The sequence below is a fragment of the Pseudomonas sp. HN2 genome (assembly GCF_020736465.1).
GTDB lineage: Bacteria > Pseudomonadota > Gammaproteobacteria > Pseudomonadales > Pseudomonadaceae > Aquipseudomonas > Aquipseudomonas moraviensis_A.
This window is the reverse complement of the sequence record NZ_CP085885.1, coordinates 5,212,741-5,236,050: the sequence shown is the minus strand read 5'-3', so window position 1 is coordinate 5,236,050 and position 23,310 is coordinate 5,212,741. Positions and strand designations below refer to the sequence as shown.

Here is a 23,310-nt window from a genome sequence, read left to right as displayed (position 1 = left end):
GTGTATCAGTCAACATAAGTGTCGATTGAAATACCGCTATCGCGAGCAGGCTCACTCCTACAGGGGGGGGGGCGATACAGGCAGGTTATTCGCTAACGGTCGGAATCTTGCGCGGTGCCATGAAGTACATCCACGTCAGTGCGAGGAAGTACATCGCCGGAATCAGCGTGAACAGCACCGTGTAGTTGTTGTTGGTGACGGTGAGGATGTGGCCGACGATCTGGGTCATGAACATCCCGCCGATCGCCGCGCACATGCCGCCGAAGCCGAACACCGTGCTCATCATGTGCTTGGGCGTGTAGTCCATCACCAGGCTCCAGATGTTCGCGGTCCAGGCTTGATGCGCGCCGATGGCCAGGGAGATTGCAGCGACGGCGACCCACAGATTGGCGGAACCAGCGGCCATGACCACGCCGATGATGCAGCAGGCAAACAGCAACATCGACAGCAGCCGCGCCTTGATCGAATTCATTCCGCGACCGATCAGGAACGAGGACAGGATCCCGCCGCCGACACTGCCGAAGTCAGCCGTGACGTAGATGATGATCAGCGGAATACCCATCTGCGTCACATTGATGCCGAGGTTGTATTGCTGATTGAGAAACGGCGGCAGCCAGTACAGATAGAACCAGAACACCGGCGCAGTCAGCGAGTAGGCGAGGGCGAAGGCCCAGGTGCCGCGCATGCGCAGGATCTTGCTGAATGGCACGCGGGCCTGTTCCGATTCGACTTGCTGCTGGATGTAATCGAGTTCCGATTGTTTTACCCGTGGGTGATCTTCCGGGTTGAAGTATTTCAGGCCCCAGAACAACAGCCAGATCCCGCCGAGTGCGGCCATGCACAGGAACGCCGCCTGCCAGCCCCACGCATGCAGGATCAGCGGCAGCAGCATCGGCGTGAACATCGCGCCGACGTTGGTGCCGGCGTTGAAGATGCCGGTAGCGACTGCACGTTCACCGGCCGGGAACCACAGGCGCGTGGTTTTCACGCAGGCCGGGTAATTGGCGGCTTCAGTCAGGCCGAGGATGAAGCGGCAGACCATGAAGCCGGCTGCCGAAGTCGCCAGGCCATGGGCGCCGGTGGCGAGGCTCCAGAGCAGCACGGCGCAGAAGAACACGCGCTTGACGCCGACCCGGTCGATCAACCGTCCTTGCAGGACAAACCCGATCGCGTAGCCGACCTGGAACCAGAAGTTGATGTTGGCGTAGTCCATCGCCGTCCAGCTCATTTCCTTGGCGAGGATCGGCTGCATGACGCCTAGGGCGGCGCGGTCGATGTAGTTGAGGGTGGTGGCAAAAAATACCAGCGCCAGCATGCCCCAGCGGGTCTTGCCGACCGCCATGGCGCCGCGGATCTTGTCGCCGATGCCACCCGTGGCAGTGCTCATGGCCGGAGCCATGCGGGAAGTCTGTGAAGGAATCATGTGTTCCACCCGTTTTTGGATTTGTTATTTGGTGTTCTTTACGGTCGAACACCTTGTCCGGCGGTTAGTGGCCGGACTCGATGTGCAACCGATGTTGGGCAGTGAACAAAAAATCGTCAATTCGCCAAATCGCCATAGTGTTCGATAATCGCACGCAAAACTAACCGGGTAGTACACTTTAAATTGCTGCGCGCAGGGATGCAGCCAATAATTTCCCTCACTATAAAAACCCATTCCCTCGTAGGAGCTGCCGAAGGCTGCGATCTTTTGATTTTGCTGTTTAGGTAATCAAGATCAAACGATCGCAGCCTTCGGCAGCTCCTACACAAAAGCGGCGCAGTCCGGGAGTTGAAACATGCAGCGTTCCATTGCCACCGTTTCCTTGAGCGGCACCCTGCCGGAAAAACTCGAAGCCATTGCCGCCGCCGGGTTCGACGGCGTGGAGATTTTCGAAAACGACCTCCTGTACTACGACGGCAGTCCCCGCGAAGTTAAACAGATGTGCGCCGATCTCGGCATCGCCATCACCCTGTTTCAGCCGTTCCGTGATTTCGAAGGCTGCCGCCGTGATCGCCTGGCCCGCAACCTGGAGCGCGCAGAGCGCAAGTTCGACCTGATGCAGGAACTCGGCACCGATCTGGTGCTGGTGTGCAGCAATGCTTCCGCCGACAGCCTGGGCGATCAACAGATTCTCGTCGATGACTTGCGCCTGCTTGCCGAGCGCGCCGGCGCCCGCGGCTTGCGCATAGGTTACGAAGCGCTGGCGTGGGGCCGGCACGTCAACACTTATCAACAGGTCTGGGACATCGTCCGTCAGGCCGATCACCCGAGCCTCGGCGTGTTGCTCGACAGCTTCCACACGCTGTCGCTGAAGGGCGATCCAAGCGCCATCGCCGATATTCCCGGCGACAAGATCTTCTTCGTGCAAATGGCCGACGCGCCGATTCTGCAGATGGATGTGCTGGAGTGGAGCCGGCATTTCCGCTGCTTCCCGGGGCAGGGCGAATTCGATCTGCCGGGTTTTCTCGCGCCGATCATCAAGAGCGGCTATAGCGGGCCGTTGTCGCTGGAAATCTTCAACGACGGCTTCCGTGCCGCGCCGCCACGGGCCAACGCCGCCGACGGTTTGCGTTCGCTACTTTATCTGGAAGAGAAAACCCGTCAGCGTCTCGAGCAGGAATCGACGCCGGTGGCCAACCGCGACATCCTTTTCGAAACGCCGCAGGCCAGCGAATACAACGGCGTTGAGTTTCTTGAGTTTGCCGTCGACGAAGCGCTCGGGGCGAAGCTCGGTCACTGGCTGCAACGCCTCGGTTTTGCCAAGGCCGGGCAGCATCGCTCCAAGAATGTCAGCCTGCTGCGTCAGGGCGATATCAATCTGATCCTCAACTGCGAACCTTATTCGTTCGCCCACAGCTTCTTCGAAGCCCATGGCCCGTCGCTGTGCGCCACGGCTGTGCGGGTCAGGGACAGCGCCAGTGCGCTGGCCCGCGCGGTCGCTTACAAGGGGCAGCCCTATCGCGGGCTGGTCGGGCCGAATGAACTGGAACTGGCGGCGGTGCGCGCACCGGACGGCAGTCTGATTTATCTGGTCGACGAGGACGCCGACGTTTACGGGACCGATTTCAATCTGCTGCCGGACGCACAGACCGGCGGCGGCCTCAAGCGAATCGATCACATGGCCATGGCGCTGCCGGCCGACAGCCTCGACAGTTGGGTGCTGTTCTACAAGAGCCTGCTGGATTTCGAGGCCGACGACGAAGTGGTGCTGCCCGATCCGTACGGTCTGGTGAAGAGCCGCGCACTGCGCAGCCGCGACAGTTCGATCCGGCTGCCGCTGAATATCTCCGAGAACCGTAACACCGCGATCTCCCACGCGTTGTCGAGTTATCGCGGCTCCGGTGTGCACCACATCGCGTTCGATTGTGACGACATCTTCGCCCAGGTCAGTCGCGCCAAAGAGGCCGGCGTGCCGCTGCTGGACATCCCGCTGAACTACTACGACGACCTCGCCGCGCGTTTCGATTTCGACGATGAGTTTCTCAGCGAGCTGGCCTATTACAACGTGCTCTACGACCGTGACGCCCAGGGCGGCGAGCTGTTTCATGTGTACACCGAGCCGTTCGAAGGGCGCTTCTTTTTCGAGATCATCCAGCGCAAGAACGGTTACGCCGGTTATGGCGCGGCCAACGTTGCCGTAAGGCTGGCGGCGATGGCCAAATCCCGCAGCGGCGCGGCGCGTCAGGCGAAGTTGTAGGGAATTCGTAAACGCGGGATTAAACACGGGCCGCGCGGCTTCCTTCACTGTCCCGCGCGGCCCATAATCGCCAGCTTGTGCAGTGATGGCCGTGAGCCCGCGATGACCATGAATTCAGAACTTTCCGCCGCTGCTGTCGAGTCCGACCCAGTGCCGCGCAAGAGTCGCAAGAACAACCCGGAAAAGACCCGCGAAAACATCCTGCAGGAGGCGATCGTCGAGTTCGTCCAGCAGGGCTTGTCCGGCGCCCGCGTCGACGCGATCGCCGAGCGCATCCACACCTCCAAGCGCATGATCTATTACTACTTCGGCAGCAAGGAGCAGTTGTACGTCGAGGTGCTGGAGAAACTCTACGGCAATATCCGCAGCACGGAAAACCGCCTGCACCTGGACGAACTGCCGCCCGAACTGGCGATCCGCCGACTGGTGGAGTTCACGTTCGATCACCACGACCGCAACGTCGATTTCGTGCGCATCGTCAGCATCGAAAACATCCACAACGCCGAGTACGTGAAACGTTCCGATGCGATCAAGGCGCTGAACAACACGATCCTCGACACCTTGGGCGGGATTCTGCAACGGGGGGCGGACGAAGGTTTGTTCCGGCGTGGCATCGATGCGCTGGACGTGCACCTGCTGATCAGTTCGTTCTGCTTCTATCGCGTGTCGAACCGCCACACGCTGGGGGAAATCTTCCAGATCGATCTGCCGGACGAAACCATCAAGCAGCGCCACCGCGAGATGATCTGCGAATCGGTGTTGCGCTACCTGCAGGCCTGACACATCCCACCCTGTAGGAGTGAGCCTGCTCGCGATGGCATTCCGTCAGCCAATGCATCTATTGGCTGATACACCGCTATCGCGAGCAGGCTCACTCCTACAGGGGGCGGCAGGGCTCAGCCATTCATGCTCTGAAAGTGCTCAAGCATGCGCTGCGCATCCGGCACCACGTCGCTGAACAATTCAAACGCCTTGACCGCCTGAAACACCGCCATGTTGCCGCCATCAAGCGTGCGGCAACCCAGAGCCCGGGCGTCGCGCAGCAATTCGGTTTCCAGCGGGAAATACACAATCTCTGCGACCCACATTGCTTTGCGCAGCAACTGCGCCGGCACCGGTGTACCTGGCAGCTTGGCCATGCCCATTGGCGTGGTGTTGACCAGGCCGTCGGCCTGCGCCAGCGCCCCGGGCAAATCCCGCCCGGCTTGCGCGCGACCGGCGCCAAAATGTTGATTCAGATTGTTCGCCAGACTTTCCGCGCGCTCGCGATCGACATCAAAAATCGTCAATTGCCGTACGCCTTCACTGAGCAGCGCGTGGGCCACCGCCGCGCCGGCGCCGCCAGCACCCATCTGCACTACTCGTTCGCGGGCAGCGTCTGGCAGACCTCGGCGAAAACCTTCGGCGAAACCGAGACAATCGGTGTTGTGGCCAATACGTTTGCCATCCTTCAGCACCACCGTGTTCACTGCGCCGATCCCTCGCGCTTCCGGCGACAATTCATCGAGCAGCGGGATGATTGCCTGCTTGCATGGAAAAGTGATGTTGAGTCCGGTGTAGTTCATCCGCTCGGCCGCTTGCAGCAAGTCGGGCAGCGCCGTGCTGTCGAGGCGCAATTGATCGAGGTCGATAAGTTGGTAGAGATAACGCAGGCCCTGCGCATCGCCCTCGTGTTCGTGCAGTGCCGGCGTGCGCGAAGCCTGAATCCCGGCGCCGATCAGCCCGGCGAGTATCACTCTGGAACGTGACATGGCCTTCACCCCCGCAACCGCTGACTGAAATGTTCCAGCGCCAAGCGATAACCATGGCTGCCGAATCCGCACATCACCGCCGTGGCAATGCCCGAAACAAACGAATGATGACGGAACGGCTCACGGGCGTGGACGTTGGACAGATGCACTTCAATCACTGGCAGCTCGCTGGCGACCAAGGCATCGCGAATCGCTACCGACGTATGCGTCCACGCCGCCGGGTTGATCACGATCCCGGCGCAACGACCGCGCGCCGCGTGAATCCAGTCGAGCAGCTCGCCTTCATGATTGGTCTGGCGAAACTCTACGGTCAGGCCAAACTCGTCAGCCGCGCGACCACACAGCGCGGAAATGTCCGCCAGGGTCTCATGACCATAAGTCGCCGGCTCGCGGGTGCCAAGCAGGTTCAGGTTCGGGCCGTTGAGCACCAGAACGATAGGGGACATGGGGTAACTCCACTTATTGTTTTTGGCATCGGCCGAGAGGTTTCAGCCTGTGGAGATAAAATGTACTAGATGGTTACATCGGTCAATTGAACAGAAATGACCTGGGCGTTTTATGTTCGGTGATCGCACAGGCAAATTCAGGCGAGCCCTGATTTCAAGATGTAACGACAGCTTTTCTTACGTTTTTTCCAATCAATTCCCAAGCCCCGCTCTCCATGCCCGCTAGCCTTGGATGACCTCCGACACGTTCGCTCGTGGCAACCGGTTGTCGGACTCGAAAGGAAAATCGAGTTTGGAAATCCATTAACCTAACGGATGGGTTAGCATGAAGATATGCAGCTACAAAGGAATGTCGATTCGCATCATGTTGAGAGGCGAACACTGCCCACCCCACGCCCATGTAGATGCGGGTGCCTGGAATGCCCGCATCCGGTTCAGCTTCTGGCACAACGAAGTTGATCTGTGGGACGTCGTGCCGCTGTCCCGTCGACCGCCGCTCGCCGTGCTGAACGGCTTGTGCCTGTCACTTGGACAACCGGCGCACCTGCGTCGAGCACGCGGGATCTGGTGGTCGGGCTTGCAGACCGTTTGTCTCGATAACCAGATATGGGATTGCCAAACAAACGAAGTGCCCGTGATGAAACCAGTCACCGACCAGATCTACCGGATCGGATCGGCGCGCTATCACCCAGAAGCAGACAAGGTGCTGCTGACCTTGATCGGCAAGTTGGAAGGAGTTGAAATCGAATTATGAAAGTCATCAAGGCAAAACCATCGGCGCATCGTCCCCTGACGGAAGAAATGCTCGATGCCGCCATCAAACTTGGCGAAGCACGACAAGCCAGCAGTTTGCAGGCAGTATCCGTGAGGCTCGAAGAATCCTCTCTGGCTATTCGTTTCGAGGACGGCAGCGGTGTGTTGTTGCCGGTAAAGCAGTATCCGGAGTTCGACGGGTTTGAAGCAGCCGATTATGAAAGCCTGACGATCGGCTCCGCCGGCACTGCGCTGTGCCATGAGGGTAAAGACCTGGATATTTCCATTGCCGGAATGATTTCGGCGAACCCGTCGCTCATGCGGATGGCGGCGTCGGTCGTTGCTTCGCGCAACGGGCGTCAAAGCAGCGCTGCAAAATCAGCAGCCGCACGAGCCAATGGCAAGAAAGGCGGGCGTCCACGTAAAACCGATATCGCGCCATAGCACCCACAAAAAAGCCGTCAATCACGACGGCTTTCTCTTCCCAGCTTCCGGCAATCAACGCCGGGTCAGCAGCACACCGGATTCCATGTGATGGGTCCACGGGAACTGGTCAAACATCGCGCATTGAGTGATGCGGTGGGTGTCGTGCAGTTGGGCGATGTTGGCGGCCAGGGTCTCCGGGTTGCAGGAGATGTAGAGGATGTTGTCGAAGCGTCGGGTCAGTTCACAGGTGTCCGGGTCCATGCCGGCGCGCGGTGGGTCGACGAAAACGCTGCCGAATTCATAGCTCTTCAGATCGATGCCGTGCAGGCGGCGGAACGGGCGCACTTCGTTGAGCGCTTCGGTCAGTTCCTCGGCGGACAAACGCACCAGCGTGACGTTATCCACCGCATTTTCGCTGAGGTTGCTCAGGGCCGCGTTGACTGAAGTCTTGCTGATTTCGGTAGCGAGCACTTTGCGTACGCGGGTGGCCAGCGGCAGGGTGAAGTTGCCGTTGCCGCAGTACAACTCCAGCAGATCGTCGCTGCGATCGCCCAGCGCTTCGTATGCCCAATTGAGCATCTTCTGGTTCACCGTCCCGTTCGGCTGGGTAAACGCGCCTTCGGGCTGGCGATAGCTGAAAGTGCGACCGCCGACTTCGAGTTTCTCGACGACATAGTCCTGGCCAAGCACTTCGCGCTTGCCCTTGGAGCGGCCGATGATGCTCACACCGAGATCGGCCGACAACTGAGTCGCCGCCGCGTGCCAGTGCTCGTCCAGCGGACGGTGGTAGCACAGGGTGATCATCGCGTCGCCGGCCAGCGTGGTCAGGAATTCGACCTGGAACAGCTTGTGGCTCAGCGCCGAATTGGCCTGCCACGCAGCCTTCAACTGCGGCATCAACTGGTTGATGCGCAGGCTGGCGATCGGGAATTCTTCGATGAGGATCGGCGTGCGTTTGTCATCCTGAGAGAACATCGCGTAGTGCCGCTCGCCGCCCTCGCGCCACAGGCGGAATTCGGCGCGCAGGCGGAAGTTCTGCAGCGGCGAATCAAACACCGTCGGCTCGGGTGCATCGAACGGCGCCAGCAGCTCACGCAGACGTGTGACCTTGGCTTCGAGTTGTTCGGCGTAGGCTTGGGAATTGAAAGTCATGCGTTGAACCAACCCAACTTGATCACAAACAGAATCGACAGAATCACCAGTGCCGGGTTCAGTTCTCGGGCGCGGCCGGACAGCAGCTTGATGGCAGTCCAGGCGATGAAACCGAAAGCGATGCCGTTGGCGATCGAATAGGTGAACGGCATCGCCAGTGCAGTGACCACAACCGGCGCGGCGACGGTGATGTCATCCCAGTCTATTTCCGCCAGGCCCGATGTCATCAACACGGCGACGAACAGCAGCGCTGGTGCAGTGGCGAAAGCCGGCACGCTGGCCGCCAGTGGCGAGAAGAACAGCGCCAGCAGGAACAGGATCGCCACGACAATGGCGGTCAGGCCAGTGCGGCCACCGGCACTGACGCCGGCCGCGGATTCGATGTAACTGGTGGTGGTCGAAGTGCCCAGCAGCGAACCGGCCATGGCCGCCGTACTGTCGGCGATCAGCGCGCGGCCCATTTTCGGCATGTGGCCGTCCTTGCCCATCAGGCCGGCGCGCTTGGCGACGCCGATCAGGGTCCCGGAGTTGTCGAACAGGTCGACGAACAGGAAGGCGAAAATCACGCTGACCAGACCGATGTCCAGTGCACCTTTGATGTCCAGTTGCAGGAAGGTCGGCGCCAGCGACGGCGGCATTGACAGGATGCCGCCGAACTCGGTGACGTTCAGTGCGATCGAGGCGATGGTGACGGCGAGAATGCCGATCAGCACCGCGCCGCGCACTTTCAGCGCTTCGAGGGCGACAATTACCGCGAAGCCGACTGTGGCGAGAATCGGCGCCGGTTTGGTCAGATCGCCGAGACCGACCATGGTCGCTGGGTTGCTGACTACGATCCCAGCGTTGTGCAGGGCGATCAGTGCCAGGAACAGGCCGATACCGGCGGCGATCGCCGAGCGCAATGGCAGCGGGATGGCGTTGATGATCCATTCACGGATGCGGAAGATCGACAGCAGGAAAAACAGCACGGCGGAAATGAACACCGCACCCAGCGCCACCTGCCAGGTGTGGCCCATGTGCAGGACCACGGTGTAGGTAAAGAAGGCATTCAGGCCCATGCCCGGAGCGAGGGCGATCGGGTAGTTGGCGATCAGGCCCATCACGGTCGAGCCGATCGCGGCCGCCAGACAGGTAGCGACGAAGATCGCGCCTTTGTCCATGCCGGTCTCGCCGAGGATGCTCGGGTTGACGAACAGAATGTAAGCCATGGCCAGGAAAGTCGTGACGCCCGCGAGAATTTCGGTGCGCACGTTGGTGTTGTGTGCCTTGAGTTGAAACAGCCTTTCCAGCATGTCTGCTCCCCGTGGCGCGCGTGGCGCCGTGAATGTATCGACCTCAACAGCAAAGCACAGACCGTCGCAAGCGCCTGGAAAATTGTCGTGGGCCGGAAAAAGCCGCGCATCATACCAGCCGCGTGAGGAATTTGGCGGATGTTGGTGTCGATCGTCGGCGAAGTTTTGCGCAGCAGACAACTGCGCCATACTGCGCGCTGATTTTTCGGAGTGGGCAGGCATGCGCAACGGCGGGATGAAGATTTTCGGATGGATTGCAGCACTGCTGGTGGCAGTCCCGGCGTTCGCGGCATCGGCGCCGCCATTGACCCAGGTAAAGGTCATCAAAGTGCAGTCGCCGTCCTGTGGCCTGGAAGATATCGCCGATCACCAGGCGCAAACCCAGTGCAATCACAACGGGCCGAACATCAAGGTCTACGTGCTGGAAGTCGGCTATGGCCAGAACCAGCCGCAGGTGACTCTGGATGGCTTCGAGGTCAACGGCACCCGAGGCCCGGTGTGTGCCTTCGATAATGGCAATCTCACCGAATGCACGCCCGGCAGCAAAACCGTCGGTTCTCTTTATACCTTCGATCTGGCCGGTAAACAGGAAGGCACCTTCAGCTTCAGCAACACTTCGCTCAACGCGCCGCGCAACATGATGTCGACCCAGCTTTACATCAAGTAACGGCTGTCTTCGAACAGGGTGGGATAAAGCTGACTACGCTTTACAGACTACCAGCGGAAAGCGCCCATGACTGCCAGAGCCCTGATTGCCCTCGCCGAGGGCATCGACGATTTGCAAAGCGTGACCCTGATCGACGTGCTGCGCCGCGCCGGTATCGAAGTGGTTGCCGCCAGTATTGAAGGCCGGCGCATGCTGACCTGCGCGCGGGGCACCCGGCTGACCGCCGACGGCATGCTCGTCGATGTACTCGCGCAGCGCTTCGACCTGATCGTCCTGCCGGGCGGTGCCGTCGGCTCCCAGCATCTCGCTGCGCACCAGCCCTTACAGCAATTGCTCAAAGACCAAGCCAGCGCCGGCCGACTGTTCGCCGCCATCGGCGAAGCCCCGGCCATTGCGCTGCAAGCATCAGGCGTGCTGCGCCAGCGACGCATGACCTGCCTGCCCGGCGCCAGCCATCAGTTGTCGGGCTGTACGTTTGTTGATCAACCGGTGGTGGTCGACGGCAACTGCATCACCGCCCAAGGCTCCAGCGCGGCGCTGGAATTTGCCTTGACCCTGATCGAGCAGCTTGGTGGCAAGGCGTTGCGGATGAGGGTGGCGGGGGAGTTGATGGCCTGACGGGTCAGCCGTGGGCTGCGAGGGGTTCTATCATTGGTTGCTCACGGTGCTCCGCTTGCCAAAGATCGTAGTCGGTTTGACCACCTAGCCACACGCGCGCCTTGCCAATCCCTGCACGTTCAAGTCGTACTGCCAGATCCGGGCTGATTGGCGCGTGTCCGTGCAGTACGCGCGAAAGGTGCGGGCGTGCAAAGCCAAGGTGCCGTGCTAATTCGCTCACGCTGATGCCAAGCTCGGGCAAGACATCCAGCAGCAGGGTTTCACCGGGGTGTGGCGGGTTGTGCATGGGCATGAGCCTGCCTCCTGTCAGCGGTAGTCCAGATAATCGACCAATTCGATATCCGAACCGACAAAACGAAAGATCACTCGCCAGTTGCCTGACACGCTGAGCGACCAATATTCGCTTAGCTCACCTTTCAAAGGATGCAGGCGCCAGCCGGGCAAGTCCAAGTCCCCGGGAAGCGTCGCTCGATCCATGAACTGCAACATGCGCGACAGCCGTTTTGCATGGTCGGCACGAATTCCACGAGTCGTACCTGTTTCATAGAAGCCACGAAGGCCTTTGTGCTGAAAGGATTTGATCATGGCGGCGAGTGTAAGGCGATACATTACACCCAGTGCGGTAACTATGTACCGCACGTTGTCGCTTGATATGTGCTTGGCAGGTGAGTTTTTCCAGAAAACTCAGACCTTCTCCTCCACCGGCACATGCATCCGGTCCCGGTTCGCCAACGTCGGAAACAGCTTGATCCACGTCCCAGTCACCACCAGCGTGCCGATTCCGCCCATGACCACCGCCGGCACGGTGCCGAACCAGTGGGCGGTGAGGCCTGATTCGAATTCGCCCAACTGGTTCGAGGCGCCGATGAACAGGCCGTTCACCGCGCTGACCCGGCCGCGCATTTCGTCGGGGGTTTCCAGTTGTACGAAGGAGGCGCGGATCACCATGCTGATCATGTCCGCGGCGCCGAGCACCACCAGTACCGCCAGCGAGAACCAGAACGAGGTCGACAGGCCAAAGGCGATGGTGGCGACGCCGAAGATGCCGACGGCGGTGAACATCACCCGGCCGACGTTGCGTTCCACGGCAAACCGCGCCAGGAACAATGACATCAGCAACGCGCCCACCGCCGGCGCCGAGCGCAGCAGGCCGAGGCCCCACGGGCCGGTCAGCAGAATGTCCTTGGCAAACACCGGCAGCAACGCCGTGGCGCCGCCGAGCAACACGGCAAACAGGTCCAGCGAGATCGCGCCGAGGATGTCCGGACGGCTGCGGATGAAGCGAATCCCCGCCAGCAGCGAGTCCAGCGTGGCTTTGCCTTTGTTCAGCGGCGTCTGGCGTGCCGGCAGGTTGAGCATCAGCAAGCAGGCGATCACATACAGCAATACGGTCGGGCCGTAGACCCAGACGCTGCCGAATGCATAGAGCAAACCGCCGAGGGCCGGGGCGACGATGGTCGCCGATTGCTGCGCCGATTGCGCGGCGGCGACCGCCCGCGGGAAAAGCGCACTCGGGACGATGCTTGGCAGCAGCGCCTGGGTCGTGGGCATCTCGAACGACCGCGCCGCCCCCAGGAGAAAAGCGAGGATGAAGATCATTTCGCGGGTGACGTGATCGGTGGCACTGCCGATGGCCAGCGCCAGGGCAATCAATGCCTGCAACGACTGACAGAGCGCGGCGACCTTGCGCCGGTCATAGCGATCGGCGACGTGCCCGGTGTGCAGCATGAACAATACGCGAGGGGCAAATTCGGCCAGGCCGACCAGGCCCAGATCCAGCACGTTGCCGGTCAGTTGATAGAGGTTCCAGCCAATCGCCACGGTGAGCATCTGAAAACCGCTGGCGGTGAAAATCCGCGCCAGCCAAAAGGCCATGAACGGACGATGCTGACGTAACAGCAGGGGCTCTTGAGTGGGCATCTGAAGGCAGGTCTTGGACGAGTGAACGGCGAGATTATCACCAGTCTGTAACAGGAAGTTGCTACGAGAAAAAATTCAGTCAGATGTGCATCAATCTTTTTGGGTTCACCAGGCCAGAACCTTGCTGCGCCAATGAGACAACTTGTCACGCGGCAAACGACCACGCAGTTCATTGGCAAAAATGGGACTACTCTTTCAACGTTGCTTGATCCAGATCAAGACCCCGACCGGAACTGATCTGACGGCCAGTTGGCCAGACTCCCTGCGTAGCGATGGTTGTAAAAAAAGAACGAATCCGAATTCGCCGCACTCCATATCCGTGGGGGCAGTGGTGCAGGCCTCCGGGTCCGCTACCCGTACTACCTGACAGAGGAAGCCATATGTTCGGTTTAGAGGCTCTCGATCTCGCCCGAATTCAGTTCGCGTTCACCATCTCGTTCCACATTCTGTTCCCGGCCATCACCATTGGCCTGGCGAGTTACCTGGCGGTGCTCGAAGGCCTGTGGCTGAAAACCCGCAACGATACCTACCGTGACCTCTACCATTTCTGGTCGAAGATCTTCGCCGTCAACTTTGGCATGGGCGTGGTTTCCGGTCTGGTCATGGCCTATCAGTTCGGTACCAACTGGAGTCGTTTCTCCGACTTCGCCGGCGCCGTTACCGGGCCGTTGCTGACCTATGAAGTGCTCACGGCGTTCTTCCTTGAAGCCGGTTTCCTTGGCGTGATGCTGTTCGGCTGGAACAAGGTCGGGCGCGGCCTGCACTTCTTTTCGACGGTGATGGTGGCGATCGGCACGTTGATTTCGACCTTCTGGATCCTCGCCTCCAACAGCTGGATGCAGACCCCGCAAGGTTTTGAGATCGTCAACGGCCAGGTCATCCCGACTGACTGGCTGGCGATCATCTTCAATCCGTCATTTCCTTACCGGCTGATGCACATGGCCACCGCCGCGTTCGTCGCGACAGCATTCTTCGTCGGCTCTTCGGCAGCCTGGCATTTGCTGCGCGGCAGGGACAACCCGGCGATCCGCACCATGCTGTCGATGGCGATGTGGATGGCGCTGATCGTTGCGCCGATCCAGGCAGTGATCGGCGACTTCCACGGTCTCAACACGCTCAAGCATCAGCCGGCAAAAATCGCTGCGATCGAAGGCCACTGGGAAAACCATGGCGACGAAGCGACGCCGCTGATCCTGTTCGGCTGGCCGGACATGAAAGAAGAACGCACGAAGTTCGCCGTGGAGATTCCCTACCTCGGCAGCCTGATTCTCACGCACTCGCTGGACAAGCAGGTGCCGGCACTCAAGGAATTCCCGCCGGAGGACCGGCCGAATTCGACCATCGTGTTCTGGTCGTTCCGCATCATGGTCGGCCTCGGTTTCCTGATGATCTTCACCGGTCTGTGGAGTCTGTGGCTGCGCAAGCGTGACTCGCTGTACACCTCGCGGCCGTTCCTGCATCTGGCCTTGTGGATGGGGCCGTCCGGCCTGATTGCGATTCTTGCCGGCTGGTTCACCACGGAAATCGGCCGTCAGCCATGGGTCGTGTACGGCTTGATGCGCACCGCAGATGCTTCGTCCAACCACAGCTTCATGCAGATGAGCATCACCCTGATCATGTTCGTCGTGATCTATTTCGCGCTGTTCGGCGCAGGGCTTGGCTACATGATGCGTCTGGTGCGCAAGGGGCCGAAGATCAGCGAGGGCAGCGAAACGCCGGACGGTGGTCCAGGCAAGAAACGCACCCCGGCGCGTCCGCTGTCCGCAGCCGACGATCCGGCCGAGGGCGAGCACGAAGACAACACTCGCTTGACCAAGGAGATTTGACTCATGGGTATTGATCTTCCGCTGATCTGGGCCGTGATCATCATCTTCGGCATCATGATGTACGTGGTCATGGACGGCTTCGACCTGGGCATCGGCATTCTCTTCCCGTTCGTGCCGGGCAAGACCGACCGTGACGTGATGATGAACACGGTTGCGCCAGTCTGGGACGGCAACGAGACCTGGCTGGTGCTGGGGGGCGCGGCATTGTTCGGCGCGTTCCCGCTGGCCTATTCGGTGGTGCTGTCGGCGTTGTACCTGCCGCTGATCTTCATGCTGATGGGCCTGATCTTTCGCGGCGTGGCCTTCGAGTTTCGCTTCAAGGCCAAGGACGAAAAACGTCACCTGTGGGACAAGGCCTTCATCGGTGGTTCGATCGCGGCGACGTTCTTTCAGGGTGTGGCGCTGGGTGCATTCATCGATGGCTTGCCTGTGGTCAATCGCCAGTTCGCCGGTGGCTCACTGGACTGGCTGACGCCGTTCACATTGTTCTGCGGCGCAGCGCTGGTGGTGGCGTATGCCTTGCTCGGCTGCACCTGGCTGATCATGAAGACCGAAGGCAAGTTGCAGGAACAAATGCATGATCTGGCACGGCCGCTGGCGTTTGTGCTGTTGGCGGTGATCGGCATTGTCAGTATCTGGACGCCGTTGTCCCACCCGGAAATTGCCTCGCGCTGGTTCAGCATGCCGAATCTGTTGTGGTTCATGCCGGTGCCGATTCTGGTGCTGGTCACCCTGTATGGCCTGATCCGCGCGGTGGCACGCAATGCCAACTACACGCCGTTCCTGCTGACCCTGGTGCTGATTTTCCTTGGCTACAGCGGTCTGGGCATCAGCTTGTGGCCGAACATCGTGCCGCCGTCGATCTCGATCTGGGACGCCGCCGCGCCGCCGCAAAGTCAGGGCTTCATGCTGGTGGGCACGCTGTTCATTATTCCGTTCATCCTCGGTTACACCTTCTGGAGCTACTACGTATTCCGCGGCAAGGTGACCCACGAAGACGGTTACCACTAATCCCATGCTGGGCTTGCCCTGTGGGAGCGAGCCTGCTCGCGAAGGCGTCCGCAGTGACGCCTTGGCTAAACGGAGATCGACGCAATGACCGGCAAACATTCCCTGCACGACATTGAAGAAGCTGAAAAAAAACCGCTGTGGCAGCGGCTCGGCTGGTTGGCCTTGATCTGGGTTGGCAGTGTCGGCGTGCTGTTCATCGCCGCCAGCCTGATGCGCATGTTCATGAATGCCGCAGGTTTGACCACCCACTGAAACATCCCGTCCCGGCGCCTTCGGGTATGGATTTGCAACCCTCCTCACGGAGGGTTTTTTTTGTCCGGGATTTATTTGCGGGCTTTGAGGATGACGAATTTCGGCGTTGCCGCCACTTGCTCGACGCCGCGGAACAGGCGCGCCAGTTTGCTGTGATAGCCCAGGTGCCGATTGCCGACAATGTACAGCGCACCGCCGACCACCAGTGCCTCGCGCGCCTGCTGGAACATGCGCCAGGCGAGGAAATCGCCGACTACCTGCTGCTGATGGAAGGGTGGATTGCACAGCACTACGTCCAGCGACTGCGGCGCCTGCCCGGCCAGACCATCGCCGGCGCGCACCACCACTTCCCGATCGCCCAACGCCGCGCGCCAGTTCTCGGCCGCCGATTGCACCGCCATGAATGACTCGTCGACCAGCGTGTAATGCGCGTCCGGGTTCTGCAACGCGCTGGCAATGGCCATCACACCGTTGCCGCAACCAAGATCGGCGACTCGTGCGTTGCCAAGGTTCTTCGGCAGATGCGGCAGGAACGCGCGGGTGCCGATGTCCAGACCTTCGCGGCAAAATACGTTGGCGTGGTTGAGCAGTTCGATCGCCGGTTCATCCAGGCGATAACGAGTGGGGTAGGGGGACGTTGCGGGTGTTTTGGTTTGCGGTGTGGCAATCAGCAAGCGCGCTTTTTTCACAGCCAGCGACGCTTGCACCGGGCCGATGTAGCGCTCGAGCAGATCGCCGGCGGCACGGGGCAGATGCTTGACCATGGCAGCCGCGATCACTTGCGCGCCGGGAGCCAGTTGCCCTTGCAGGCGGATCAACTGTTCTTCCAGCAGCGCCAGGGTTTTGGGGACGCGGATCAGCACCCGATCAAACGGCCCGACCAAGGGCTCACTGGCCGGGATTGGACGAATCGCATCGAACGCCTGGCCGTTGCGCAGCAGATTCTTTTCCAGTCCGACGAAACCCAGGAACGAGTCGCCGCTGCTGCTGACCTCGACCTTGCCCAGCAAACTGATGGCCAATGCACCGAAGCTGTCATTGAGCACCAGCACGCGGGTGCTGCTTGCCGGTTGTTCGCTGGCGAGATGATTGAGCAGGTATTCGTCCGCCGCGTCGAACGCTTGCAGCGGTTCATTCTGCTGTTCGGGCTGGCGAATCAGGTCGAGCTGGGCGAAGGGTGTCTCTAGCAAAGGCATGGGGCGGGGACTCAGGATATTCGGCAGTTATCCCGTTGTCAGCATGTAGTGCGACGGGATCCTACCGAGTGGACTGCGATGCAAGCGGTGTGCGTCATCACTCGGAGAGGCCTGAATGTTACGTTTTTTTGCGGGTAAATACTCGCAGGATTGTCGCGCGATCACTCTCGGCTATCAGATGATCCCGGCACGAGCAGCCGCAATCACGGCGGAAATCTTGTTGCACACGTTGAGTTTCTCGATGACGTTTTGCACGTGGTAGTTAACGGTACGTTCGCTCAGGCTGAGAATTCTCGAAATGTCATGAGCGGTCTTGCCCAAGGCCGACAGTTTCAGAATTTCCAGCTCCCTGGACGATAACCTCGGCCTGCTGGGCTTGGCCGGTATGGGCACGGTGCGGGCATACAGTTCGCTGAAGTGCCGGTTGGCGAAAAAGATATAACCGTAATGCTCATACAGCTCCAGCGGACTGATCGGGCAGTGGGTTCGAGCCAGACTGATGATGCTGCACAAGCCACTGGCTTCATCATGGAATGCCTGCGACCAGCCATGCTGCAGTCCATTGTGTTTCAACGCCTGCCACAGCTGGGGTGCATCGCCGAACACTCTTTCTTCCCATACGATTGGAAGTATTGAGTGATTGCAATGCGCTATTACCGGGTCGATGTTCCGGTAGTTCTCTTTGTTGTACTGAATGTTCCATTCTTTCGGGTAATTATTGATTTGCAAGGCATTCAGATGCACTTCGCGATTCGGCGAGGTGACTGCAATGGCGCAGAAGTTAAACCCAAGGTTCTCCGCGAATCTCAACAGTATCGGGTAAGCCGCCTCTATGCCTTTGGCAAACGTCAGTTGTTTGAGTTGTGATTCCTTCCACGTTTCCATGAACTATCGCCTCCATAACCTGATATCCGGGCGCCGAATGGATCCAAAGTATCCGGCACGAATCGAAGTGTAGGATCTTTCCTGCGAGTCGCCTTACATTATTTCGAGATTGATACTTGGAAGTTTTTTCATAAAGCGTTCTTAGCAATACAGGCTGTTATATTTTAATTGCCATTTAAAGTTATTACTCAATAACTGACGCTGGCGGCAGTCCCGAATGAACAGCGTTGATCCGCTTAATACCATTACCAATCACGAGTGTTAGGCAAGGCGATTTTGCGGGACACTGTGGGCAATCGTTTCAAGGAGTGCCTCATGACTGCCAGCGCCGAGAAGTACACCACCCAGACTTTGCTCGATGTCCAACCGTTGACGCCGAACCTGTTCACGCTGCGCACCAGCCGCGATCCCGGCTTTCGCTTCCGTGCCGGCCAGTTCGCCCGCCTGGGCGTCACCAAGGCCAACGGAAGTACCGTTTGGCGCGCGTATTCGATGGTGTCGTCGCCGTTCGACGAGTTTCTCGAGTTCTTTTCCATTGTGGTGCCGGGGGGCGAGTTCACCAGTGAGTTGAGCAGGCTCAGGGTGGGCGACAGCCTGATGGTTGAACGCCAGGCGTTCGGCTATTTGACCCTGGATCGCTTTGTCGATGGTCGCGATCTCTGGCTACTGTCCACCGGCACCGGCGTGGCGCCGTTCCTGTCGATCCTGCAGGACTTCGAAGTCTGGGAGAAATTCGAGCGCATCATTCTGGTCTACAGCGTGCGTGAAGCGCGGGAACTGGCTTACCAGGCGTTGATTGCCGGGTTGGCGCAACGTGACTACCTCAGCGAGCATGCGCACAAATTGCGGTTTATCCCGACTGTGACCCGTGAGGCGCACCCCGGCGCGCTGCAGGGCCGGATTACTGCGCTGATCGAAAATGGCGAACTGGAGCGAGCAGCGGGCGTCGAGCTTTCGCCAGAGCATTCGCGGGTGATGTTGTGCGGCAATCCGCAGATGATCGACGACACCCGCGCCTTGCTCAAGCAGCGCGACATGCGCCTGAGCCTGACGCGCAAGCCGGGGCAGGTTGCGGTGGAAAATTACTGGTAGCGAAAACGGCACCCGCGGGTGCCGTTTTATTGCCCAGCGGATGCTTCAGGGCCGCTCGTTCTGCGCTTTGAGCAGGTCGCGAATTTCGCCCAGCAGCTGCTCTTCCTTGCTCGGGATCGGCGGCGCGGTTGGCGCCACGGCTTCTTCGCGCTTGAGGCGGTTGATGGCTTTGACGCCCATGAAGATGGCGAACGCGACGATCACGAAATCCAGCACGGTCTGCAGGAATTTGCCGTAAGCCAGCACCACTGCGGGCGCATCGCCCTGGGCGGCTTTGAGCGTGACGGCCAGGTCACTGAAGTCCACCCCACCGATCAACAGGCCAATCGGCGGCATGATCACGTCGCCGACAAACGACGAAACAATCTTGCCGAACGCCGCGCCAATGATGATACCGACGGCCATATCGACCACATTGCCTTTGACCGCGAAGGCCTTGAACTCGCTAAGCACGCCCATAGTTATTTCCTTGTTACAGATGAGTTTGGTGTTGGCAGTGTAAATCAGCGAAACGCCTCCTGTGCGACACACCTTCTTACAATGCCCGTTTTTATCGACACATCAATTGACGATTAGTTTGCAAAATGCCAGCAATCGCGCGCGAAATACGCGGTAAAGCGCTGATTGCACAGCCAATTTCTTCAATCATGGTGTTACGTTCTTTCTATTTATGTTCCGCGACGCAGGCCTCTAGCCTTGGCGTGGCGCACCTGGATGCGCCCCATAAAACCAGAGGAACCTGATATGACATCCACTCCTGGACTGGGGGCTTTTCCCCATCGCCGCACTTTCGGTGTATTGACCGCCAGCCTGCTGACCTTTTCGGTCAACGCCGCTCCGCTGACCCGCGACAATGGCGCTGCCGTCGGTGACAATCAGAACTCGCAAACCGCCGGCGCCAACGGCCCGGTGCTGCTGCAGGATGTGCAGTTGATCCAGAAGCTGCAGCGTTTCGACCGTGAACGCATCCCCGAGCGCGTCGTCCATGCGCGCGGCACCGGCGCCCATGGCACTTTCACCGTGACCAACGACCTCAGCGACCTGAGCAAGGCCAAGGTGTTCGCCGCAGGCCAGAGCACCCCGGTGTTCGTGCGTTTCTCGGCGGTGGTGCACGGCAACCATTCCCCGGAAACCCTGCGCGACCCGCGCGGTTTCGCCACCAAGTTCTACACCGCTGACGGCAACTGGGATCTGGTCGGCAACAACTTCCCGACCTTCTTCATCCGCGACGCGATCAAATTCCCGGACATGGTGCATGCCTTCAAGCCCGATCCGCGCACCAACCTCGACGACGATTCGCGCCGGTTCGATTTCTTCTCCCATGTACCCGAAGCCACCCGCACGCTGACCGAGCTGTATTCCAACTACGGCACTCCGGCCAGTTACCGGGAAATGGACGGCAATGGCGTTCATGCCTATAAGCTGATCAACGCAAAGAATGAAGTTCATTATGTGAAGTTTCATTGGAAGAGCTTGCAGGGCATTAATAACCTGCGGCCAAAGCAGGTCGCAAAAGTTCAGGGTCAGGATTACAGCCATATGACCAATGATCTGGTCAGCAATATCAACAAAGGCAACTTCCCGAAGTGGGACTTGTACGTGCAAGTTCTGAAGCCACAGGATTTGTCCAAGTTTGATTTCGATCCATTGGACGCGACCAAGATCTGGCCGGGTATTCCCGAACGCAAAGTTGGACAAATGATCTTGAACCGCAATCCGGCCAACGTCTTCCAGGAAACCGAACAAGTAGCCATGGCGCCGGCCAACGTAGTTCCGGGTATAGAACCTTCGGAAGATCGTTTGTTGCAGGGCCGGGTGTTCTCTTATGCCGATACGCAGATGTACCGTCTCGGCGCCAACGCTTTGCAATTGCCGATCAATGCGCCGAAAACTGCGGTGAACAATGGCAATCAGGACGGTGCGATGAATTTCGGCGCCAGCCAGTCCGGCGTCAACTACCAGCCGAGCCGCCTGCAACCGCGTGAAGAGACGCCAGCGGCGCGTTACAGCCAGTCGGCGCTGTCCGGCAGCACCCAGCAGGCGAAGATCCAGCGCGAGCAGAACTTCAAGCAGGCCGGTGATCTGTATCGCTCGTACAGCAAGCAGGAACGTCGCGACCTGATCGACAGCTTCGGCGGCTCGCTGGCCACCACCGATGACGAGAGCAAGCACATCATCCTGTCGTTCCTGTACAAGGCCGACCCTGAGTACGGCAGCGGTGTGACCGAAGTGGCCAAGGGCGACCTCAGCCGGGTGAAAGCACTGGCGGCCAAACTGACCGACTGATAGCGATGCGGCGCACGCGAGGGCCAGCCCGGCCTCGCGTGTGTTCAAGGAGAGTGCCCGATGCGGATTTTTCTTTCATGCCTGGCCGCGTGCCTGTCGTTCACTGCGGGGGCGGCCCCGGTCGAGCAAAGCCCCGAGGCAATCAAGGCGCAGTTGCAGGCTTATTACTTCGATGCCGCACGCCGCGGGGATGTGCCGATGCTCGAAACCTTTATCGAGTCCGGCTATGCCCTTGATACCCGCGACAGCAAGGGTTACACCGCGCTGATTCTGGCCGCCTATCACGGTCAGGCGCCGGCGGTTGAGCGACTGTTGGCAGCAGGCGCGGACGCCTGTGCTCAGGATCAACGTGGCAACACGGCGCTGATGGGCGCGATATTCAAGGGCGAGTTGCAGATTGCCCGGCGCCTGATGGCGACCGATTGCAGCCCCGACCAGCGTAACGGCGCCGGACAGACGGCGGCGATGTATGCCGGGCTGTTCAAGCGTCTGGAATTGCTTGATGCATTGCAAGCCAAGGGTGCCGACCTCAACGCCGAGGATCCGCTGGGCAACAGCGCCGCGCGTCTGGCCAGTGGCGAAATCCGTACCGCTGCGCCGCGCTGATCGGCGGTGGCTGCGTTATCATCGCGTCTTTTGTTCCGGGGGTTCTGATGGCCAAGGCCAAGCGCATGTACGGCTGCACCGAGTGCGGCGCAACCTTTCCCAAGTGGGCCGGGCAGTGCGGTGAGTGCGGTGCCTGGAACACCCTGACTGAAACCATGATCGAAAGCGGCGGCGCCACGGCACCCACCGGACGTACCGGCTGGGCCGGGCAACAGGCCCAGATCAAGACCCTGGCCGAAGTCAGCATCGAAGAAATTCCACGGTTTTCCACCGCCTCCGGTGAGCTCGATCGCGTCCTCGGCGGCGGACTGGTGGACGGTTCAGTGGTGCTGATCGGCGGTGACCCGGGGATCGGCAAGTCGACCATTCTGCTGCAGACCCTGTGCAATCTGGCCAAGAGCATGCCGGCGCTGTACGTCACTGGTGAGGAATCCCAGCAGCAAGTGGCGATGCGAGCACGCCGTCTCGGCCTGCCGCAGGATCAACTGCGGGTAATGACCGAGACCTGCATCGAGACCATCATCGCCACCGCTCGTCAGGAAAAGCCCAAGGTGATGGTGATCGACTCGATCCAGACCATTTTCACCGAGCAACTGCAATCGGCACCGGGCGGCGTATCCCAGGTGCGCGAGAGCGCGGCGTTGCTGGTGCGTTACGCCAAGCAGAGCGGCACGGCGATTTTCCTTGTCGGCCACGTCACCAAAGAGGGCGCTCTGGCCGGTCCTCGTGTGCTGGAACACATGGTCGACACCGTGCTGTATTTCGAAGGCGAATCCGATGGGCGTCTGCGGCTGCTGCGCGCGGTGAAAAACCGTTTCGGCGCGGTGAACGAGTTGGGCGTGTTCGGCATGACCGACAAGGGCCTGAAAGAAGTCTCCAATCCTTCGGCGATTTTTCTCACCCGGGCCCAGGAAGAAGTCCCCGGCAGTGTGGTCATGGCGACGTGGGAAGGCACCCGGCCGATGCTGGTGGAGGTGCAGGCGCTGGTCGATGACAGTCATCTGGCCAACCCGCGTCGGGTGACGCTGGGTCTGGATCAGAACCGTCTGGCGATGCTGCTCGCGGTGCTGCACCGTCATGGCGGCATTCCGACCCACGATCAGGACGTGTTCCTCAACGTGGTCGGTGGCGTGAAGGTGCTGGAAACCGCGTCGGATCTGGCGCTGATGGCGGCGGTGATGTCGAGTTTGCGCAATCGGCCGTTGCCCCATGATCTGCTGGTGTTCGGTGAAGTCGGCCTGTCCGGCGAAGTGCGCCCGGTGCCGAGCGGCCAGGAACGTTTGAAGGAGGCGGCCAAGCACGGTTTCAAACGCGCGATCGTGCCCAAGGGCAACGCACCGAAGGAAGCGCCGGCGGGGTTGCAGATCATTGCGGTCACTCGCCTCGAACAAGCCCTAGACGCGCTCTTCGAATAACCACCATTCCCCTGTAGGAGTGAGCCTGCTCGCGAT

At 59.9% G+C, this 23,310-nt stretch carries 24 protein-coding genes; 13 read left to right on the top strand and 11 right to left on the bottom strand.

Annotation, left to right across the window (positions count from 1 at the left end; genetic code table 11):
* Positions 1–85: 85 nt before the first annotated feature.
* Positions 86–1,423 (bottom strand): MFS transporter, encoded by a 1,338-nt coding sequence (locus LIS66_RS23205; protein WP_227973113.1) that lies wholly within the window; start codon positions 1,421–1,423, stop codon positions 86–88.
* Between the two features lie 355 nt (positions 1,424–1,778).
* Between LIS66_RS23205 and quiC the strand changes: the two genes are divergently transcribed.
* Both quiC and LIS66_RS23195 read left to right on the top strand, forming a co-directional pair.
* Positions 1,779–3,680, top strand: a complete 1,902-nt coding sequence (gene quiC, locus LIS66_RS23200) for a 3-dehydroshikimate dehydratase QuiC (RefSeq protein WP_116657747.1) — start codon at positions 1,779–1,781, stop codon at positions 3,678–3,680.
* Between the two features lie 102 nt (positions 3,681–3,782).
* On the top strand, positions 3,783–4,460 hold the full coding sequence (locus LIS66_RS23195; protein WP_227973112.1) for a TetR/AcrR family transcriptional regulator: 678 nt from the start codon (positions 3,783–3,785) through the stop codon (positions 4,458–4,460).
* Positions 4,461–4,576: 116 nt separating this feature from the next.
* Here the strand turns inward: LIS66_RS23195 and LIS66_RS23190 are convergent, their stop codons facing one another.
* Together LIS66_RS23190 and aroQ are read right to left on the bottom strand one after the other, a co-directional pair.
* Positions 4,577–5,431: a shikimate dehydrogenase gene (locus LIS66_RS23190; protein ID WP_227973111.1), complete on the bottom strand. Its 855-nt coding sequence runs from the start codon at positions 5,429–5,431 to the stop codon at positions 4,577–4,579.
* A gap of 5 nt (positions 5,432–5,436) precedes the next feature.
* Positions 5,437–5,877 carry a type II 3-dehydroquinate dehydratase gene (aroQ, locus tag LIS66_RS23185; RefSeq protein ID WP_042610534.1) on the bottom strand — a complete coding sequence of 147 codons (441 nt, stop codon included), beginning with the start codon at positions 5,875–5,877 and terminating at the stop codon, positions 5,437–5,439.
* A gap of 325 nt (positions 5,878–6,202) precedes the next feature.
* Between aroQ and LIS66_RS23180 the strand changes: the two genes are divergently transcribed.
* Both LIS66_RS23180 and LIS66_RS23175 read left to right on the top strand, forming a co-directional pair.
* Positions 6,203–6,631, top strand: coding sequence for a DUF4160 domain-containing protein (locus LIS66_RS23180; RefSeq protein ID WP_083353612.1), 429 nt, complete (start codon positions 6,203–6,205; stop codon positions 6,629–6,631).
* On the top strand, positions 6,628–7,074 hold the full coding sequence (locus LIS66_RS23175; protein WP_227973110.1) for a DUF2442 domain-containing protein: 447 nt from the start codon (positions 6,628–6,630) through the stop codon (positions 7,072–7,074). The genes LIS66_RS23180 and LIS66_RS23175 overlap by 4 nt, the downstream gene beginning before the upstream one ends.
* Before the next feature lie 54 nt (positions 7,075–7,128).
* On the opposite strand, the gene trmA is transcribed toward LIS66_RS23175, so the two are convergent.
* Together trmA and LIS66_RS23165 are read right to left on the bottom strand one after the other, a co-directional pair.
* Entirely contained in the window at positions 7,129–8,208 is a 1,080-nt protein-coding gene (gene trmA, locus LIS66_RS23170; protein WP_227973109.1) for a tRNA (uridine(54)-C5)-methyltransferase TrmA, read from the bottom strand.
* On the bottom strand, positions 8,205–9,500 hold the full coding sequence (locus tag LIS66_RS23165; protein WP_064364088.1) for an NCS2 family permease: 1,296 nt from the start codon (positions 9,498–9,500) through the stop codon (positions 8,205–8,207). Before LIS66_RS23165 ends, trmA begins: the two co-directional genes overlap by 4 nt.
* A gap of 220 nt (positions 9,501–9,720) precedes the next feature.
* Here LIS66_RS23165 and LIS66_RS23160 point away from each other — a divergent pair, with 220 nt between their 5' ends.
* Entirely contained in the window at positions 9,721–10,167 is a 447-nt protein-coding gene (locus tag LIS66_RS23160; protein WP_064364089.1) for a DUF4879 domain-containing protein, read from the top strand.
* A gap of 66 nt (positions 10,168–10,233) precedes the next feature.
* Positions 10,234–10,785: a DJ-1 family glyoxalase III gene (locus LIS66_RS23155; RefSeq protein ID WP_227973108.1), complete on the top strand. Its 552-nt coding sequence runs from the start codon at positions 10,234–10,236 to the stop codon at positions 10,783–10,785.
* A gap of 4 nt (positions 10,786–10,789) precedes the next feature.
* Here LIS66_RS23155 and LIS66_RS23150 read toward each other — a convergent pair whose 3' ends face one another.
* The 3 genes from LIS66_RS23150 to LIS66_RS23140 form a co-directional block, all read right to left on the bottom strand.
* The gene (locus LIS66_RS23150; RefSeq protein ID WP_227973107.1) at positions 10,790–11,077 is read right to left on the bottom strand and encodes a HigA family addiction module antitoxin; all 288 of its coding nucleotides are present in this window, start codon (positions 11,075–11,077) and stop codon (positions 10,790–10,792) included.
* A 14-nt stretch (positions 11,078–11,091) separates the two neighbouring features.
* The gene (locus tag LIS66_RS23145; RefSeq protein WP_227974544.1) at positions 11,092–11,370 is read right to left on the bottom strand and encodes a type II toxin-antitoxin system RelE/ParE family toxin; all 279 of its coding nucleotides are present in this window, start codon (positions 11,368–11,370) and stop codon (positions 11,092–11,094) included.
* A gap of 99 nt (positions 11,371–11,469) precedes the next feature.
* On the bottom strand, positions 11,470–12,705 hold the full coding sequence (locus tag LIS66_RS23140; protein ID WP_227973106.1) for an MFS transporter: 1,236 nt from the start codon (positions 12,703–12,705) through the stop codon (positions 11,470–11,472).
* Positions 12,706–13,085: 380 nt separating this feature from the next.
* Here LIS66_RS23140 and LIS66_RS23135 point away from each other — a divergent pair, with 380 nt between their 5' ends.
* The 3 genes from LIS66_RS23135 (at position 13,086) to LIS66_RS23125 (ending at position 15,794) form a co-directional block, all read left to right on the top strand.
* The gene (locus LIS66_RS23135) at positions 13,086–14,531 is read left to right on the top strand and encodes a cytochrome ubiquinol oxidase subunit I (RefSeq protein ID WP_042610526.1); all 1,446 of its coding nucleotides are present in this window, start codon (positions 13,086–13,088) and stop codon (positions 14,529–14,531) included.
* Between the two features lie 3 nt (positions 14,532–14,534).
* The gene (gene cydB, locus LIS66_RS23130) at positions 14,535–15,542 is read left to right on the top strand and encodes a cytochrome d ubiquinol oxidase subunit II (RefSeq protein ID WP_042610525.1); all 1,008 of its coding nucleotides are present in this window, start codon (positions 14,535–14,537) and stop codon (positions 15,540–15,542) included.
* A gap of 84 nt (positions 15,543–15,626) precedes the next feature.
* Complete coding sequence (locus tag LIS66_RS23125; RefSeq protein ID WP_016773090.1) at positions 15,627–15,794, top strand: DUF2474 domain-containing protein; 168 nt, start codon at positions 15,627–15,629, stop codon at positions 15,792–15,794.
* Positions 15,795–15,865: 71 nt separating this feature from the next.
* Here LIS66_RS23125 and LIS66_RS23120 read toward each other — a convergent pair whose 3' ends face one another.
* The gene (locus LIS66_RS23120; RefSeq protein ID WP_227973105.1) at positions 15,866–16,990 is read right to left on the bottom strand and encodes a methyltransferase; all 1,125 of its coding nucleotides are present in this window, start codon (positions 16,988–16,990) and stop codon (positions 15,866–15,868) included.
* 174 nt (positions 16,991–17,164) lie between these two features.
* The gene (locus LIS66_RS23115; protein ID WP_064364093.1) at positions 17,165–17,875 is read right to left on the bottom strand and encodes an autoinducer binding domain-containing protein; all 711 of its coding nucleotides are present in this window, start codon (positions 17,873–17,875) and stop codon (positions 17,165–17,167) included.
* Positions 17,876–18,190: 315 nt separating this feature from the next.
* On the opposite strand from LIS66_RS23115, the gene LIS66_RS23110 reads away from it, so the two are divergent.
* Positions 18,191–18,967 (top strand): ferredoxin--NADP reductase, encoded by a 777-nt coding sequence (locus LIS66_RS23110; protein ID WP_083353606.1) that lies wholly within the window; start codon positions 18,191–18,193, stop codon positions 18,965–18,967.
* Positions 18,968–19,012: 45 nt separating this feature from the next.
* On the opposite strand, the gene mscL is transcribed toward LIS66_RS23110, so the two are convergent.
* Positions 19,013–19,426, bottom strand: a complete 414-nt coding sequence (mscL, locus tag LIS66_RS23105; RefSeq protein WP_024014404.1) for a large-conductance mechanosensitive channel protein MscL — start codon at positions 19,424–19,426, stop codon at positions 19,013–19,015.
* Positions 19,427–19,711: 285 nt separating this feature from the next.
* Here mscL and katB point away from each other — a divergent pair, with 285 nt between their 5' ends.
* Genes katB through radA form a run of 3 tightly spaced genes read left to right on the top strand, consistent with a single transcriptional unit; the run spans position 19,712 to position 23,274 of the window.
* Positions 19,712–21,253, top strand: coding sequence for a catalase KatB (gene katB, locus LIS66_RS23100; RefSeq protein WP_042610521.1), 1,542 nt, complete (start codon positions 19,712–19,714; stop codon positions 21,251–21,253).
* Positions 21,254–21,313: 60 nt separating this feature from the next.
* Positions 21,314–21,859, top strand: coding sequence for an ankyrin repeat domain-containing protein (locus LIS66_RS23095; protein ID WP_042610520.1), 546 nt, complete (start codon positions 21,314–21,316; stop codon positions 21,857–21,859).
* Between the two features lie 47 nt (positions 21,860–21,906).
* The gene (gene radA / locus LIS66_RS23090; RefSeq protein WP_003228407.1) at positions 21,907–23,274 is read left to right on the top strand and encodes a DNA repair protein RadA; all 1,368 of its coding nucleotides are present in this window, start codon (positions 21,907–21,909) and stop codon (positions 23,272–23,274) included.
* The last annotated feature ends 36 nt before the right edge of the window (positions 23,275–23,310 follow it).

Coding starts and splice junctions, on each gene's coding strand:
- LIS66_RS23115 (WP_064364093.1), bottom strand. CDS start 17,875: ATGGAAACGTGGAAGGAATCACAACTCAAACAACTGACGTTTGCCAAA.
- LIS66_RS23140 (WP_227973106.1), bottom strand. CDS start 12,705: ATGCCCACTCAAGAGCCCCTGCTGTTACGTCAGCATCGTCCGTTCATG.
- LIS66_RS23190 (WP_227973111.1), bottom strand. CDS start 5,431: ATGTCACGTTCCAGAGTGATACTCGCCGGGCTGATCGGCGCCGGGATT.
- radA (WP_003228407.1), top strand. CDS start 21,907: ATGGCCAAGGCCAAGCGCATGTACGGCTGCACCGAGTGCGGCGCAACC.
- LIS66_RS23135 (WP_042610526.1), top strand. CDS start 13,086: ATGTTCGGTTTAGAGGCTCTCGATCTCGCCCGAATTCAGTTCGCGTTC.
- cydB (WP_042610525.1), top strand. CDS start 14,535: ATGGGTATTGATCTTCCGCTGATCTGGGCCGTGATCATCATCTTCGGC.
- LIS66_RS23155 (WP_227973108.1), top strand. CDS start 10,234: ATGACTGCCAGAGCCCTGATTGCCCTCGCCGAGGGCATCGACGATTTG.
- aroQ (WP_042610534.1), bottom strand. CDS start 5,877: ATGTCCCCTATCGTTCTGGTGCTCAACGGCCCGAACCTGAACCTGCTT.
- quiC (WP_116657747.1), top strand. CDS start 1,779: ATGCAGCGTTCCATTGCCACCGTTTCCTTGAGCGGCACCCTGCCGGAA.
- mscL (WP_024014404.1), bottom strand. CDS start 19,426: ATGGGCGTGCTTAGCGAGTTCAAGGCCTTCGCGGTCAAAGGCAATGTG.
- LIS66_RS23120 (WP_227973105.1), bottom strand. CDS start 16,990: ATGCCTTTGCTAGAGACACCCTTCGCCCAGCTCGACCTGATTCGCCAG.
- LIS66_RS23160 (WP_064364089.1), top strand. CDS start 9,721: ATGCGCAACGGCGGGATGAAGATTTTCGGATGGATTGCAGCACTGCTG.
- LIS66_RS23095 (WP_042610520.1), top strand. CDS start 21,314: ATGCGGATTTTTCTTTCATGCCTGGCCGCGTGCCTGTCGTTCACTGCG.
- LIS66_RS23175 (WP_227973110.1), top strand. CDS start 6,628: ATGAAAGTCATCAAGGCAAAACCATCGGCGCATCGTCCCCTGACGGAA.
- LIS66_RS23145 (WP_227974544.1), bottom strand. CDS start 11,370: ATGATCAAATCCTTTCAGCACAAAGGCCTTCGTGGCTTCTATGAAACA.
- LIS66_RS23195 (WP_227973112.1), top strand. CDS start 3,783: ATGACCATGAATTCAGAACTTTCCGCCGCTGCTGTCGAGTCCGACCCA.
- katB (WP_042610521.1), top strand. CDS start 19,712: ATGACATCCACTCCTGGACTGGGGGCTTTTCCCCATCGCCGCACTTTC.
- LIS66_RS23125 (WP_016773090.1), top strand. CDS start 15,627: ATGACCGGCAAACATTCCCTGCACGACATTGAAGAAGCTGAAAAAAAA.
- LIS66_RS23165 (WP_064364088.1), bottom strand. CDS start 9,500: ATGCTGGAAAGGCTGTTTCAACTCAAGGCACACAACACCAACGTGCGC.
- LIS66_RS23150 (WP_227973107.1), bottom strand. CDS start 11,077: ATGCCCATGCACAACCCGCCACACCCCGGTGAAACCCTGCTGCTGGAT.
- LIS66_RS23110 (WP_083353606.1), top strand. CDS start 18,191: ATGACTGCCAGCGCCGAGAAGTACACCACCCAGACTTTGCTCGATGTC.
- trmA (WP_227973109.1), bottom strand. CDS start 8,208: ATGACTTTCAATTCCCAAGCCTACGCCGAACAACTCGAAGCCAAGGTC.
- LIS66_RS23180 (WP_083353612.1), top strand. CDS start 6,203: ATGAAGATATGCAGCTACAAAGGAATGTCGATTCGCATCATGTTGAGA.
- LIS66_RS23205 (WP_227973113.1), bottom strand. CDS start 1,423: ATGATTCCTTCACAGACTTCCCGCATGGCTCCGGCCATGAGCACTGCC.